We start from the raw sequence: 14,455 nt of genomic DNA, 5'->3' as shown, positions 1-14,455 counted from the left end.
TGCGTGGTTTTTTTTGAAAATGTTGGAGTTAAATGTCCATTGTTTCAATAGCACGTTACAAAAAGGTATGATCACCAATTACTTTACTTAAACCAACACCCCAGTGGGGAACTTTGCCACCTAACGTATAATACATTTTTTGAAGCCCATTTTAAGAGCATAAGGTGTAACGCCCATTTCCAGGTGCGATTCCTTTCCTCCCCACCATTCATCTGTGCGCATATAAAAGCCCTTCATACCCCCCATATCACCCATGCACAGCAGTTCAAATTCCATCGGGTCAACTTCTCCCTCAAACACCCCCAGTTCCTTCGATATGGTATTGGTCAGTACTTCAGCTTCCTTATGGCCTAACGAACCAATTTTGGGTACGGTAATTGAAGCAGCATCACCTACCGCAAAGATATTTTGATAGTCCGGATTACGCATATACAAATCAGTAATCACAAAACCTTTATCATCTGTGAAAGGTAACTCTTTCAGAAAATCATGGGCCTGCCAATCGGGGAAAATAATGGCTACTTCAGTTTCCTGTGATGAACCATCATTGAATTCAATTCCGTCTTTATGAATCTTCTTTATTCCGCGGGTATTTGCCTGGTAATTATATCCCTCTTTATCCATCATAGGCAGTAACTCATCGAGTATGCTTTCACCCGCATCTTCTGCAATAACCTCAGCAGGAGTTGACAAATAAATGGTGGACTCATCGCCTTTTTTATTTTCTTTTAACCAATGAGCCATGGAGAAGGCTAATTCTACAGGCGGGCCTTCGCAGGCGGTTTCTGCCACAGGCAATCCTTCGGGAAGCTTATCACTCTTTGCCCTGGTGGAACAGATCTGAAGTGATGCCGATAGGTCCGCCCTTATATTCTTTATGTAAATAATTTCTTAAGCGATTACCCAGAAAAATATCTGTAAGACTATGGCCGTGTTCACTAAATCCATCAACAGCATCATAGGCCAAGCGGTTACCCAATGCTACAATTAAATAATCGTATTGTATTTTACGACCCGGATGTCCCGGTCGTTCATTAGGCTTATAAAAGACGGTATTGGTTTCAGGATCAATATCTTGTACTTCAGCCTGAATAAAAGTACTGCCATCATCCTCCAGAAATGATATGAATTGATAATTCATATCTATGCCGGGATTTTTATTTTCCAATACCTGCATGGGAATATTTGGCACGAACGTAAGCAGTGATTTACGGTCAATAATGGTAATTTCTGCTTTGTCTTTCACCGCATCATGAATATATCTTGCGGTTGTGAGTCCTGCAAAATTGCATCCGAGGATAACGATATGTGGTTTTGACATAATCTTTTATTTTTTATTTCTCTGATTTCCGATTAATGGTATCGCAACCTTATTTGCATCGACGGATCGAAGTGCTAAGAGGGCTCGATTTAATTCACCCATATTTTAGTACAATTCAACATGTAAAACATGATTGCATGAATAACCAGAAGTATGAATAACAAAGTTTTAAGTTGGAGTATTTATCTTTCGCACTAACTTACTTTACCATATAAATTTACGACACGCAAATTTATACTTAACTGATAGTGCCATTCCTCGAATACGCCTAGCTTTTCCTTCTATTTAATATCACTCAAACTATACCCCAGTAGATATTGTAGGTATCAGTGGCCAAGCATAACCTGAAAAGCACTCATAGCAAGTACAGCTAAGGTAACCCAAACGCCTACTGATTTAGCTTTACATTGTTCAAGAGCTTCCGGTACTAAATCAGCAAATACCATCCAGATCATGGCACCGGCGGCTAAACCAAGACCGAGTGGGAGATATTGTTTAAAGGTTTCAACAAAAAGAAAGGCAGGTATAGCCATCAACGGCTGGGGTAGACTCGAAAAAATACTCCACCAAGCAGCTTTAATAGGAGATGTGCCCTGTGGAACCATAACCAAACTGATAGCAAGTCCTTCCGGAATGTTATGAACGGCTATGGCAATGGCTATGAAAGCACCAAATTCCATGGTGCTGGCGAAAGAAACCCCGACACTAATCCCCTCTGCAAAGGAATGAACCGTCATAATTCCAAGAAACATGAGCATTTGTTTCCGGCTCCCGCTAATCAAAACTTTTACATCAGTATCACCGCGACCGCTGTATTATTTCATTAATGGCCTGATGCTGTGCTCTACATTCTGCCGATATATACAAGTTACACTATACACACTCATCTCTTTTATAATTGCGTATCACAAAAAAAATCATTGAATTAAATAGTTTTAGATATTGTTATCCAATTAACTGGTAATTTAAATTAAATATCGCAGGAGAACATTATGAAAAGAGTAGAAGGAAAAGTAGCAGTCGTAACAGGTGGTTCATCAGGTATTGGAAAGGCAAGTTGTCAAATACTTGCAAAGGAAGGGGCAAAAGTTGCCGTAACTGATATCGATGATGAAAAAGGGAAAAAAGTTGTAGAAGAAATAGAAAAATCCGGTGGAACAGCGATGTACTGGAACCTGGATACAACAGATGAAGATCGTGTAGAGCAGGTTTTTGGTGAGATAGAAAAAGAATTTGGTTCTCTGGATGTTCTGGTTAATAATGCGGGAATTTCAGGAGTTGACAAACCGACTCACAAGATAACAAAGGAGGAGTGGCAGAAGGTAATTGATGTAAATTTAAATGGTGTTTTTTACTGTTTAAAACACGCTGTGATTTCCATGAAAGAATCAGGTGGCGGAAGTATCATCAATCTTTCCTCAATTTATGGAATTGTTGGTGCACCGGATCTTCCTCCTTATCATGCTTCAAAAGGGGCTGTACGTGTAATGAGTAAAACGGACGCTCTTTTATATGCAGAAGATAACATAAGGGTGAATTCAGTTCATCCGGGATTTATTTGGACACCGCTTGTAGAAGAGCTTGGTAAAAAATCTCCGGGCGGAGTAGAAGAATTCCGAAAAGAACTGGACAGTCTGCATCCTATCGGTCATGTAGGTGAGCCTGAAGATATCGCATATGGAATCTTATATCTCGCATCAGACGAATCCAAATTCGTAACCGGTAGCGAACTGGTTATTGATGGCGGATATACGGCGAAATAAACCTGTATTCCGCAATCTGCATCTGAAACTAAGAGGGCATGGTCATAACTTTCGCGATTGATTAGTTAACAGGTTCTAAGTTTCATATGTATATATTCCTCCCCGTATGCAGACAGGGGAGGATATTTATTATGGTCGTTAATTTGATTCAAACTTTTACTGTAGATCAAAAAAAAATTAACATCTAAAAATAGACCAATGCCAGATTCAAAATTTTCAAAACCGTGGCACGGAATTCCCCGCGAAGAAATTAAATGGAATCCAACAGTAGATACTGATGCCTGCATCGGCTGTGGCACCTGTGTTACGGGATGCAGCAGGATGGTATATCGTTATGACTATTATTTACGAAAACCTGTTGTGGTTGAGCCTTTGAATTGCATGGTGGGATGCACTACCTGTGCCAATACCTGCCCTACTCACGCCATTAACTTTCCCCCATTATCAACTGTCTTTGCGTTAGAAAGTCAGACAGAGGTTCATCATGCTATAGAAGATGATTTAATAGAAAGAAAAGAACAGCTGGAATATAAAGGAAATATCCCTCACCCCGACCGTGTGATGGATATGAAAGTAACAGAGCTAAAAAAAATTAATAATAAAACGCTGTTAATAACACTTACGCCTACTGTGGAGGGAGATTGTTTTTGCCAGTTTATGCCAGGACAATATGTAGAAATTATACCTCCGAATGGGCAATGGTTGCCAAGGGCATACTCTATTGGAAATCCACCACAAGTTGGAGGTGCTATTGAACTTCAAATAAGGTTGGTAGAAAACGGAAGATTGAGTAGCTGGTTTTTTGAAGAATTAAAAGAGCATGATGTATTACAGGTTCGAGGACCAAGAGGAAATTTTACATTGAAATCTCCGCCTGAAAAATCATTGGTTTTTGTAGCTGGAGGTACAGGGTTTGCTCCCATCAAAGCTATGATTGAACAACAAATTCAAATGAACAGTGAGCGTAAAATGGAATTGTATTGGGGGGTTGGAAGCGCTGAAGATGTATTTGAAATAGAAACGTTGGTTAATTGGAAAGATACAGCACCCAATCTTAACTGCACCCTGGCAATTGATCATGGTGATTTACCAGTATTGCCAGATGGCATTGCAGTTCTTTCCGGGAGATTGGATGACGTGATTTCCAGAAATAGTACCGGTTTTCAGGAAGCAGATGCTTATGTGGCAGGTCCCCCTGTAATGATGCCCGGTATCATGCAAACACTGAATGATAAAGGTATTCAATCGGAATTTATTCACGTAGATTCCTTCGGTTTATGATAATAAAAACGGTTCTATCGGAAAGTCTGTAAGTAATTCACTGTAAGTATATTTCGCTGTACATTTCCATAAACTCCTCTGCGAAAACTCGGTGCGAACTCTAGTGATTGCTATGTTCAAGTGAATAGTGTAGCGCATAGTTGTTTTTGTCGAGGTGGTTTAAATAGTGCCGACTTTGAAATTTTCAATAGGTAAACATATCTCTTACAGATGAAAGGAAGAAGAGATAAAGTCGATTCACGTTTACACGCCCGTTAACCGTATTAATGGCCAAGCAAAACCTGAAAAGCACTCATAGCAAGTACAGCTAAGGTAACCCAAACGCCTACTGATTTAGCTTTACATTGTTCAAGAGCTTCCGGTACTAAATCAGCAAATACCATCCAGATCATAGCACCGGCGGCTAAACCAAGACCGAGTGGAAGATATTGTTTAAAGGTTTCAACGAAAAGAAAGGCAGGTATAGCCATCAACGGCTGGGGTAGACTCGAAAAAATACTCCACCAAACAGCTTTAATCGGAGATGTGCCCTGTGGAACCATTACCAAACTGATGGCAAGTCCTTCAGGAATGTTATGAACGGCAATGGCAATGGCTATGAAAACACCAAATTCCATGGTGCTGGCAAAAGAAACCCCGACACTAATGCCCTCTGCAAAGGAATGAACCGTCATAATTCCAAGAAACATGAGCATTTGTTTCCGGCTCCCGCTAATCAAATCTTTTACATCAGTATCACCGCGGCTTTCCATCCATTTTTGTGATACCGCTACAAGTATTAAACCGGCAAGCATACCACCAATAGTCATCCATTCACTGGCATTGTAACCTTCTCTGATCAGGCTAAAACTTGCAGCAAGCATTAAACCGGCAGCAGCAGCGTTTGATCTGCCTAAAAGTGATGGTGATATATCTTTAATAAAGAAAAAGGGCACAGCTCCTAAACCGGTTGTTACCGCGGTTAAAAGAGCATATAAAAAGACTTTTGTAATTGGTAATGATAGTATTTCCATAACAGTAAATAATTGTCAATAACAATATAGTTGCAGGTGCCCATTTGTTTATTATAGCATCAAAAGGGTATAATTTCTTTTTTTAAAGAGATACAGCAAATCTTCATTAATAATTGTTAATTTAAAATAATTTCATGAGTTCGTAATCCCTTAAATTCACTATTTAACAAAATCTCTGCCATGAAAAAGCTTACAAAGCTAATCCTCAATTTAACTATAGTCACCTTCATTATGGGTATATCAACAACACCTCTTTCAGCTCAATCCACACTGGACAACTACATTACCTCTTTTGATTATGAGGCCAGAAAAGAGATGAAGGTAAGCAGTGAAGAGATTGCAAACCTGCTCATTTCAGGCGATGCCATTCTTCTTGATATCCGCTTTGAAGAGGAGCAGCAATCGTGGGCGATGCCTTATGCCGTAGCGATGCCACTGCCGGAAATTCCCGATCGAATTGATGAATTAGACAATAGTAAAACCATCGTGGCGGCATGTCCGCACAGAGATCGGGCTATCATCGCGATGATGTATTTGAAAAGCAAAGGTTTTGATGCAAAATATTTAAATGAAGGACTACTCGGGCTGGCTGAATATTTAAGAGGTGATCGGGCCCGTGAGTTTATTAAAGAATTAGACAATCAGTAGTACAGATCATAAATCGCAGTTCAACCGGCGAATAAGTTCTCAGCTGTAATGAAATAAGGCTAATTAAAAGATACTTCAACATATGAAAGGATAAGCAGAAATGTTTATCTCAAAAAACTATATTTTGCTAAAATAAAATGCTAATAATTAAATCACTGAATCATGTCTGAGAAAAAAGATCTCTATCGCCTGGAAGAAGAAAAAAGCCTCGAACAGATTGCCGATTATTTTGAAAAACTGGCTTCTGATCTGAGAAACGGACACATTACGTTTGATGATGGTACGAGCATTAAACTCCCGGATACCCTCACTCTCGATATTGACGTTGACGAGAAACACAAAGAAGATATAATCTCGACAAATGCTGAGTTTGAGCTGAAATGGGTCGAGGAAAAATAGGAGAACACTAATTCCTGACATCAAGCCTCTATTTTAGCACCCTTAATTTGTCAAATAAATATAGTGGTTTCTTAATGGTGTTTATTGAAATCATTTATTCCTCTGTTTCTAATATTTTTAAAGAATTAGCAATGGTATCATTAACCGTTGCCTGTTTCATATATCGCGCTACCTGCATGGCTTCAACAATTTCATCGGTCGTAACTCCATTTTTTTTAGCCATTTTAGTCCACATTTGTGTACAGGTATCGCTGCCTAAAGCCGCTGCAACTCCTATCCCAACAAGCATTTTATACTTATTCGGGACTTTTTGATATTTCTCGTTTTCAAAAACAAGAGATTTTTCCTGCATTTGATTTTCAGCAAATTCAGGTGCGAATTGTTTGAGTAATTCCATGGGTGTTTTATTCTTCATTTCAGTCTCCTCTGTTTTTTTATTATTGGTTTTTCGCAAAAATCATGTACAAATTCGGCAGCAGCAACAGCGTAACGAATAAAGAGAAACCTAATCCGCCAATTACAGCAATTGCCATCGGTTGAAGCATATCGCCTCCTTCTCCCCAATTGATAGCTAAGGGAGTCAAGCCTAATATGGTGGTGGCCTGTGTCATTAATATGGGCCTCACGCGTAAAGGTGCTGCGGTAAGAATTGCTTTTTTGACCGGCAAGCCTTGTTTAACAAAATCGTTTATAACTGTTATCAACACCACCCCTTGCGTGGCAATACCGCCCGACATAATGATAATGCCGATTAGAACCGTTGTGCCCATAACCATGTCGGTTAGATAAAGCGCTGCTGTTGAACCGATGAGTGCAAACGGGACCCCAAGTAAAATCATAAGTGGCTGTTTAAACGAATTAAATTGTATTGCCAGGATTACGTATGCAAAAAACAAGGCAAACAATATGATTCGCAGCATTACATTTTGGCTTTCCTCAAGCAGATAGACCTGCCCACCAAAGGCAAAAGAATATCCTTCGGGTAACTGTAATCCGGCAAGTTTGCTTTGCAGACTTTGTGCAGTGCTACCCACATCTGCGCCTTTCATTACATCGCTTGAAACAACTATTTGTTTAATTTGATCTTCTCTTACTATTTCCACCGGGCCCAGCCGTTCAGTTACGTTCGCAACTGTGCGAAGGGGCACTTTATTCCGGGCTGAAATATCTACCTCTAAATTTTCGATATCCTGCCTGGAGGCAATTTTTTCTTTCGGGGCGAGTACGCGAATATCATAATATTCTCCCTCGTCCCGTAATTGTGTAGCCACAGTGCCGCCAACATACGTTTTTACCGTAGCGGCAAATTTATCGGTCGGCATTTCAAGAGCGGCAAGGCGAACTTTATCAACTACAATCTGGTATTCCGGCTTATTTATTTGCGTGCCAATTCTGATATTTGTCAACCCGTTAACGCCGTTCATCTGCTGAACCACTTGCTGAGCAATTTCCTGTATTCTTTCCAGTTCAATTCCGCGTACTTTTATTTCAACATCAGAATCTCCCGCGCTTCTAATCCCTTTCATTTTTGCCTGCTGTACTATAATCTTAGCACCCGGAATCATTTTCTTCATCACCTGCGGTCGGAGTTTCTCTATAAATTCTTCTGTTGAAATATCGCGGTTGCTTTTTCCAACAAGTTCGATATCTATCTGCCCTTCGTTTGCGATTTCATAAGTCACCAATCCCCATACTTTTCCGCCTGAAAGGGTAAAATACTTATCTACCTCTTTTTGATCTTTAATTACAGGTTCAATTTCTTGTAGAAACCTATCCGTTTTTTCAACCGAAGTACCCGGTGGTAAAATTACTTTTACCATAATTCTGCCATCATCTACTTTTGGCAAAAATTCAGAACCGATTTTTTGAAATATGAAATAATTCCCAGCCAGAAGAATCACAAATGCGGCAAGCACGGCCCATCTAAACCGTAACAATATGTTGAGTAGCTTTTGATACATATCATTTAATCGATCAATTACCTTTTCGAGGCCGGATTTCTTCGGTGTTTTTGTTCCTTTCACTATCACAAGATAGTGTGTGAGCATCGGGGTAACGGTAAGCGCCACAAGTAATGAGACAATGACAATACCGGCAATGGTTAAAATCAATTCCCGGAAAAGCAGTGAGGTCAATCCCGGTATCATCAAAAACGGCATAAACAACGCAAGAAACGTAAGTGTGGAAGCAAGTATGGCGAGTGCAACATCCATGGTTCCGGTAAGAGACGTTTCTTCATCTGTCTTGCCTTTTACTTTATGAATACGTGTGATGTTCTCGATTACGACAATCGAATTATCCAGCACAACCCCCATAGCAACAACCAATCCCCCGAGCGAAAAAATATTGATCGAGAACCCGAGAAGCTGCATCAGAAAAAAGTTAAACAGAATCGTAACAGGCAGTGCAATGAGCATCACCATCACCTGCCGGAATTGGCCAAGGAAAAGGTAGATGACAAGTATTACCAAAATAATTGCAGCAATAGCAGAATCCCGAACGCCAGCAATTGCTCCTTTAATATAATCGGATTGATTTTCTACCGTATTAAAGGTGATATCGGGCGGGGACGTATTTTTAAGCTTTGAAATAAGTTCATTGACCGCGTCCGACACTTCCACGGTGTTTGCATCAGCTTGTTTTAATATGTTTAATTTTATGGCGGGATGACCATTGAATCTTGTAACCACCCGCTGTTCCTCATGGGTATCACTAACTTTGGCAAAGTCTTTTACTTTTATCGCTCCGCTGTTAGAATATTTTATAATGGTGTTTTCAATATCATCTATTGTATGGTATTCAGCGATGGTTCTTAACGAAAACTCACGATTGGTATCAGTAACCCTTCCGGCAAGGCGCTCTACGTTTTCATCTTTAACTCGTTTGATAATTTCTTCAAGCGTTAGGTTATAAGCCGAAAGTCTTTCTTTATCTATAAGAATCTGGATTTCTCTTTTTAAACCACCCACTATTTCGGTTCCAGCCACCCCTTTAATGGTTAGAAACTGATCTTGCAAAATATTTTCTATCCACAGTCTTAAATCAACAAGATCACGCCTGTCCGATTCAACTATCAACTGCACCACCGGAAGCTGAGAAGGATCGGCTTTGAACATTACCGGCGGTTCAATATCCCGGGGGAGTTGCCGGGTTGCCAACCCCATTTTTGCTACCACATCCTGGTATGCCACATCCACATCGGTTCCATATTCAAAATTCACCAGCAGCTGATACATTCCTTCAATACTCGATGACTCCAGATAATCAAGATCATCAACCGTGCTCATCACTCGCTCAACCGGGTCGGCGATATTGTCGTTAATTTCCTCAGGGGTAGCACCAGGCCAGTACACATAAACCTTCACCATCGGATAGGTTATTTCGGGCAGAAAATCGGTTGGTAAATTCACATATCCGAAGAAGCCCAGCACAACAGCCGAAAGAGTGAGAACTATGGTGGCAACAGGTTTTTTTATAGCAATTTTGGTGAGATTCATTCTAATCCATCCTCTTTATCCGGTATAATATTTACCGGGCTTCCATTCTTTAATGTCTGATACCCATCCACAATAACCTTATTGCCGGCTTTTAATCCGCTTATAATTTCAACATCCTCTTTCGTTTCAAACCCTGTTTTCACCTCAACCGATGTAGCCTGTAAATTTTCATCCACTATAAAAACGGTTTTCTTATCTATATTGGAAATAATTGCTTGCGAAGGAATCGCTAAAACATCTTTAAATATTCTTGCTATAAAAGATGCCCGTACAAACATTCCGCTTTTTATATTCTGACAAGGATTATTAAGATGTGCCTCAACAATACCGTTTCGGGTAAGCTCATCAATTTCCGGATAAATTCTTGTTATGGTACCGGTAAATTGTTGATCCGGACAAGCATCCAGATTCAGCTTGGCTTCCTGGCCGGTTTCTAATTTTCTCAAATCCGTTTCAGCAACGGAAAGATTAATTTTGAAGCTACCAGCGCTTATTACTTCCAGTATTTGTGTATTAGCTTCAATCATATCTCCCACATCAATAAAACGTTTAGATATAATTCCGCTTGAAGGGGAAATAATTGAAATTTCTTTATATTGATCTAATGCAAAATTGTAATTCTCTCTGGCTTCTTTTAATAGCTGATTTAATGACTCATTATCAGGCGTAGTCTGTAATTCTTCTTCAAGTGATTCCACTTTTATTTTTGCTGCGGTAATAACTTCTTCCCTAAGCCTGGGACTAAGGCGAACAACTACTTGCCCTTCTTGAACAAGATCGCCTTCGCGTACATGCAGCCTTGTAACTTTACCCTCACCCGTTGATTTAATATTCGTGGTGTTTTCAGGTTCAATTGTACCGGTAATTTCAAGAACTTCCTGCAGGGTTTTAATCTTCGCTTCAGCAACTTTTACAAGTTTAGGTGGTTCTTGTTTTGTTATCTGTGTGGTGGGTTCTGCATTTCCACCGCAACCGACAGTAAGTATGATTATAATCGGGGCCAAGAATATTTTTCTTAATATTTTCTTTTTCCGTAGCAAAACATTTCTTTCATTTTTAAATCCTATATGCTTCATGTTTCTAATTCCTTAAAGAATACCACTGTAAAATTTCAGTTCAGTTTGTTTAATAATTTGCTGAATACGTAAGTCGTTTAAAGCAACTTCCGCATTCAAAAGATTTTTCTGTATATCCAGCAAGTCCGTATTCGACCTTCGGCCTGCCTGGTATTCCAATAACGCAAGGCGATACGTATCTTTTAGCTGCTGTAATGCTTTCTTTTGAATGTCTACTTGTTTGCTAATTTCTTGAATTTTTCTGTTTGTCTGATCAATTAGCTGTGATAATTGCTTTACATAGTAATTCATCTCATAAGTGGCCGATGTTATATCAACCTCGGCCTGTTTTATTTTTGCAGATATATTACCGCCGTTAAACAATGGAAATTTTGCATTCAAACCGATGAAATAACGGTCGTTCCTTGGAAATGAAAATTGTTCGAATCCGAATTCATACCCGTAATATGCACTTGCACTTACCTGGGGCATCCGGGATGATTTTTGAATTTCCGTATTAATTTCGTTTTGCTTTATGACGCTCTCATAATTTTTGATGGCCGGATTCATCTCAATAGCCATTCTGATCAACTCCTCAGATGAAAGTTGCAGGTGAGTAATATGCAGAGAATCGGTTGGTATAATCGTTGATAAAGTATCTTCTCCCATCAGTAAACCAATATTATGAGAAACTGCACTGTAATCATTTTCCAGCTTTAATATGTTTGCATCAATATATGCCAGCTCAACATCCACTCTTCCCATTTCAAGCTCCGATAACTTTCCCGCATCTATTAACAAACGCGTAAACTTTTTTTGAGTTTGAAATTGCTCTTTATTATTTCTCAGAATCCTGATTTGATTATTAATGGACTGTAGCTGGAAGTAATAAGAGGAAAGAATAAATTTTATCTGCTGCTCCTGCTCCTTCAAATCGAATTCTTTGCCGTGTAATAATTCTTTTTTCAGTTTAATGCTCTGGTCAATTTTACCACCGGCATAAATAACCTGTTCAATATTTACTCTCGGGAATAGATCATGTTCAAGGTTTCCGAGTAATTCAGACCGGAAACCCGGCACAATGTCGAGATAGTCATAACTGAATAATGCATCTACCTGTGGGTATTGAATTGACTTAGCTTCATCAATTGCATAATTGCTTTTTTCTATCTGCTTTTTTGCGGAAAGAAGTTTTTCGTTGTTAGTAAGTGCTTGTTCAATCGCATTATCAAGTGAAATCCAAAGGGTATCTGCCGAAAAATTTTGCGCTGATACAGCACTTCCACTTAAGATTAAAATTGAAATTAATAAGAGGAATTTATGGTGAAATTCAATGTACATATTTCTAAACAGGTCTTGTAAAGTCTTCACTCAGTTACCTCAATGCGGGAATAAGCAATACGGAAATATGTGCATTTCGCACTACATTGTGGCTGACGCTACCCAGAAATATTTCTTTAAAGAACCCTCTTCCCTGACTCCCCATTACAATTAATGCGTAATTGTTTTTTGCCTCTTCAAGAATTTCTTTCGTCGGAATTCCATAAACTATTTTAGTATCTATTTCTTTAGAACCCTTCTCTTTGAGATCTTTTTTCATCATGTCCAATCTCTGGCTATCAATACGATTAAACTCCTCGAGTTTATCTTTAAGACGCTTGCCAATCTTCGTTTTATCCTGAACATGAAATAAAGTAACCTTGTTTTTTCCTGCGCTGATAATTCCCTTCAAAAAATCAAACGCTCTGTAAGAGTTGTCTGAAAAATCGGTTGCAAATAGTATTTCACCACTCAGATCCAAAAAGGGCGCTTCAATAGATTTTTCCCCGTTTTTTTCAGTAGCTATAGTTCTGACCACCAACAGAGGTTTTTTGTGAAAATGAAGAATTTCAGAAGTCACTCCCCCTATTTTAAATAACTGATAATCAGCAGCTGTCTCTCCCTGAGTGCCCATTACAATGAGTGAAATATCCTCGTTTTCTGAATAATTATTGATTTCTTCGGAAGGAATACCGGGGGCAATTTCCAATTTAACCTCTGCTCCCTGATCTTCTATTATTTTTTTTTGCCTCTGCAGCTCCGGTTCAGCCATATTTTTCAATGTGGACCTGAGCGATCCAATATGCCTCACTCCTAATGCATAGAATAGAATAAACTCATCAGCTCCCCATTCTCTTAAACCACTAACGCTGCTTAATACAGCATCCGATGCTTTCGACAGGTCGGTGGCTAATAATATTTTCTTAAACATATATTCTCCTTTTAAAAACTGCTAATTGGTAAGCCTCATGCTAATTGCCGATTAACAAGTATTGAAGCCAACAAGATCAGCTTATGCACTTAAATCATTTATTATTTAGTTATTTCGTTAAATATCGAAATATAATTTAAAATATTTTCATCCCTGCGTTATTTTCTCGCGATCAACTTTTTCAACTTCATCAATATTCACATCAATCTTAGAATCTTCTGTCAGCCACGGTTTTAGAATGTCAAGAAGTGGGCGGGAATAATAATTCGATGACTCCTCGGTAATCTTATAATTTACCCACCTGCCATCTTTATGATTCGTGATAAAACCAGCTTCCCGCAGGATGGATAAATGTTTAGAAACAGTAGAGGTAGCAAGACCTAAAATTTCAGTCATTTCGCAGACACATAATGATTTCTGTTGTAATATTTTGAGAATGCGAAGACGGTTAGAATCCGCGAGTGCTTTAAAAGATTTTTCCAGGTTTCGATCCATATCATTTCGTTATTTGACGAAATATAGAAATAATTGGCGAATTTGCCAACAAGTTAGTTTGTTCGTCACAGAAATTGAAAGGAGTTGTAAATAATGGATATTCCGGTGATACTGACCCCTCATTCTGATTCAAACTACCCCCACAGTCTGATGATGTTGACCCCTGAGTCACAATGCGCCAGTCCACATATTGCCCACAGTCTCTGACGAATAAAAATGGCATTGGTTGCTACCTTCGAGAATCCGATTTACTAACTCACATTAAAAATATTTCTGCACTCTTTATTTATCAAATACCGAGGTTTCTCAATGTCATTTGTTGAGATAAGATTGCAGGATTCAAGTTACCATTATGCAATTACTTCGTATAACATTTTGGAAGCAATCAACAGTAATACAACCGCATAAGCTACCTTCACATGTTTTGATTTAGCTTTTTGGGTCATATACCGCCCTCCCAGTTGTGATCCAATAATTACGGCAATAACCACAATTACAGTCAGCTCCCAATTCATTTCACCACTGGCTGTGTGGCCCAGATAGCCCGATGCCGAGGAAAATGTGACTACCATGGCTGTGGTGGCTGCGGCTTCCTTGGTTTTATAGCCCATCATCATCAGAATTGGCGCCACGATAAAACCGCCGCCAAGACCTAACATTCCTCCCGTAAAGCCGGCAAATGACCCCACGAAAAAACCAATCACACTTCGTTTCTTTAAAGACATCATTTTT

At 39.2% G+C, this 14,455-nt stretch carries 15 protein-coding genes; 4 read left to right on the top strand and 11 right to left on the bottom strand.

Annotation, left to right across the window (positions count from 1 at the left end):
- Positions 1-120 precede the first annotated feature (120 nt).
- From U5K72_10830 to U5K72_10820, 3 genes are all read right to left on the bottom strand, one after another.
- Positions 121-744: a hypothetical protein gene (locus tag U5K72_10830; protein MDZ7719299.1), complete on the bottom strand. Its 624-nt coding sequence runs from the start codon at positions 742-744 to the stop codon at positions 121-123.
- Positions 745-814: 70 nt separating this feature from the next.
- Positions 815-1,321 carry an FAD-dependent oxidoreductase gene (locus tag U5K72_10825; protein ID MDZ7719298.1) on the bottom strand — a complete coding sequence of 169 codons (507 nt, stop codon included), beginning with the start codon at positions 1,319-1,321 and terminating at the stop codon, positions 815-817.
- Between the two features lie 326 nt (positions 1,322-1,647).
- Positions 1,648-2,073 (bottom strand): ZIP family metal transporter, encoded by a 426-nt coding sequence (locus U5K72_10820; GenBank protein ID MDZ7719297.1) that lies wholly within the window; start codon positions 2,071-2,073, stop codon positions 1,648-1,650.
- Between the two features lie 240 nt (positions 2,074-2,313).
- On the opposite strand from U5K72_10820, the gene U5K72_10815 reads away from it, so the two are divergent.
- Positions 2,314-3,084: a glucose 1-dehydrogenase gene (locus tag U5K72_10815; protein MDZ7719296.1), complete on the top strand. Its 771-nt coding sequence runs from the start codon at positions 2,314-2,316 to the stop codon at positions 3,082-3,084.
- Positions 3,085-3,282: 198 nt separating this feature from the next.
- Entirely contained in the window at positions 3,283-4,365 is a 1,083-nt protein-coding gene (locus U5K72_10810) for an FAD-binding oxidoreductase (GenBank protein MDZ7719295.1), read from the top strand.
- Between the two features lie 263 nt (positions 4,366-4,628).
- Here the strand turns inward: U5K72_10810 and U5K72_10805 are convergent, their stop codons facing one another.
- Complete coding sequence (locus tag U5K72_10805) at positions 4,629-5,378, bottom strand: ZIP family metal transporter (protein ID MDZ7719294.1); 750 nt, start codon at positions 5,376-5,378, stop codon at positions 4,629-4,631.
- A gap of 180 nt (positions 5,379-5,558) precedes the next feature.
- On the opposite strand from U5K72_10805, the gene U5K72_10800 reads away from it, so the two are divergent.
- The gene (locus U5K72_10800) at positions 5,559-6,026 is read left to right on the top strand and encodes a rhodanese-like domain-containing protein (GenBank protein ID MDZ7719293.1); all 468 of its coding nucleotides are present in this window, start codon (positions 5,559-5,561) and stop codon (positions 6,024-6,026) included.
- 162 nt (positions 6,027-6,188) lie between these two features.
- On the top strand, positions 6,189-6,425 hold the full coding sequence (locus tag U5K72_10795) for an amphi-Trp domain-containing protein (protein ID MDZ7719292.1): 237 nt from the start codon (positions 6,189-6,191) through the stop codon (positions 6,423-6,425).
- Positions 6,426-6,519: 94 nt separating this feature from the next.
- Here the strand turns inward: U5K72_10795 and U5K72_10790 are convergent, their stop codons facing one another.
- The 7 genes from U5K72_10790 to U5K72_10760 all read right to left on the bottom strand — a co-directional run bounded on the left by U5K72_10790 (position 6,520) and on the right by U5K72_10760 (position 14,451).
- The gene (locus tag U5K72_10790) at positions 6,520-6,840 is read right to left on the bottom strand and encodes a carboxymuconolactone decarboxylase family protein (protein ID MDZ7719291.1); all 321 of its coding nucleotides are present in this window, start codon (positions 6,838-6,840) and stop codon (positions 6,520-6,522) included.
- Between the two features lie 22 nt (positions 6,841-6,862).
- Complete coding sequence (locus U5K72_10785) at positions 6,863-9,922, bottom strand: efflux RND transporter permease subunit (protein ID MDZ7719290.1); 3,060 nt, start codon at positions 9,920-9,922, stop codon at positions 6,863-6,865.
- Positions 9,919-10,926: an efflux RND transporter periplasmic adaptor subunit gene (locus tag U5K72_10780; GenBank protein MDZ7719289.1), complete on the bottom strand. Its 1,008-nt coding sequence runs from the start codon at positions 10,924-10,926 to the stop codon at positions 9,919-9,921. The genes U5K72_10785 and U5K72_10780 overlap by 4 nt, the downstream gene beginning before the upstream one ends.
- A gap of 84 nt (positions 10,927-11,010) precedes the next feature.
- Complete coding sequence (locus tag U5K72_10775) at positions 11,011-12,348, bottom strand: TolC family protein (protein MDZ7719288.1); 1,338 nt, start codon at positions 12,346-12,348, stop codon at positions 11,011-11,013.
- Between the two features lie 4 nt (positions 12,349-12,352).
- Positions 12,353-13,228, bottom strand: a complete 876-nt coding sequence (locus tag U5K72_10770; protein ID MDZ7719287.1) for a universal stress protein — start codon at positions 13,226-13,228, stop codon at positions 12,353-12,355.
- Positions 13,229-13,375: 147 nt separating this feature from the next.
- Positions 13,376-13,723 (bottom strand): metalloregulator ArsR/SmtB family transcription factor, encoded by a 348-nt coding sequence (locus U5K72_10765; protein ID MDZ7719286.1) that lies wholly within the window; start codon positions 13,721-13,723, stop codon positions 13,376-13,378.
- A gap of 350 nt (positions 13,724-14,073) precedes the next feature.
- Complete coding sequence (locus U5K72_10760) at positions 14,074-14,451, bottom strand: sulfite exporter TauE/SafE family protein (GenBank protein MDZ7719285.1); 378 nt, start codon at positions 14,449-14,451, stop codon at positions 14,074-14,076.
- Positions 14,452-14,455: the final 4 nt, after the last annotated feature.

Source organism: Balneolaceae bacterium (assembly GCA_034521495.1).
Lineage (GTDB): Bacteria > Bacteroidota > Rhodothermia > Balneolales > Balneolaceae > Rhodohalobacter.
The sequence above is the reverse complement of the archived record's forward strand: the minus strand, read 5'-3'. Positions and strand labels throughout refer to the sequence as shown.

Excerpts from the sequence above, each read along its gene's own strand:
- U5K72_10830 (MDZ7719299.1), bottom strand. The coding sequence starts at position 744 with ATGGCTCATTGGTTAAAAGAAAATAAAAAAGGCGATGAGTCCACCATT.
- U5K72_10825 (MDZ7719298.1), bottom strand. The coding sequence starts at position 1,321 with ATGTCAAAACCACATATCGTTATCCTCGGATGCAATTTTGCAGGACTC.
- U5K72_10820 (MDZ7719297.1), bottom strand. The coding sequence starts at position 2,073 with ATGTTTCTTGGAATTATGACGGTTCATTCCTTTGCAGAGGGGATTAGT.
- U5K72_10815 (MDZ7719296.1), top strand. The coding sequence starts at position 2,314 with ATGAAAAGAGTAGAAGGAAAAGTAGCAGTCGTAACAGGTGGTTCATCA.
- U5K72_10810 (MDZ7719295.1), top strand. The coding sequence starts at position 3,283 with ATGCCAGATTCAAAATTTTCAAAACCGTGGCACGGAATTCCCCGCGAA.
- U5K72_10805 (MDZ7719294.1), bottom strand. The coding sequence starts at position 5,378 with ATGGAAATACTATCATTACCAATTACAAAAGTCTTTTTATATGCTCTT.
- U5K72_10800 (MDZ7719293.1), top strand. The coding sequence starts at position 5,559 with ATGAAAAAGCTTACAAAGCTAATCCTCAATTTAACTATAGTCACCTTC.
- U5K72_10795 (MDZ7719292.1), top strand. The coding sequence starts at position 6,189 with ATGTCTGAGAAAAAAGATCTCTATCGCCTGGAAGAAGAAAAAAGCCTC.
- U5K72_10790 (MDZ7719291.1), bottom strand. The coding sequence starts at position 6,840 with ATGAAGAATAAAACACCCATGGAATTACTCAAACAATTCGCACCTGAA.
- U5K72_10785 (MDZ7719290.1), bottom strand. The coding sequence starts at position 9,922 with ATGAATCTCACCAAAATTGCTATAAAAAAACCTGTTGCCACCATAGTT.
- U5K72_10770 (MDZ7719287.1), bottom strand. The coding sequence starts at position 13,228 with ATGTTTAAGAAAATATTATTAGCCACCGACCTGTCGAAAGCATCGGAT.
- U5K72_10765 (MDZ7719286.1), bottom strand. The coding sequence starts at position 13,723 with ATGGATCGAAACCTGGAAAAATCTTTTAAAGCACTCGCGGATTCTAAC.
- U5K72_10760 (MDZ7719285.1), bottom strand. The coding sequence starts at position 14,451 with ATGATGTCTTTAAAGAAACGAAGTGTGATTGGTTTTTTCGTGGGGTCA.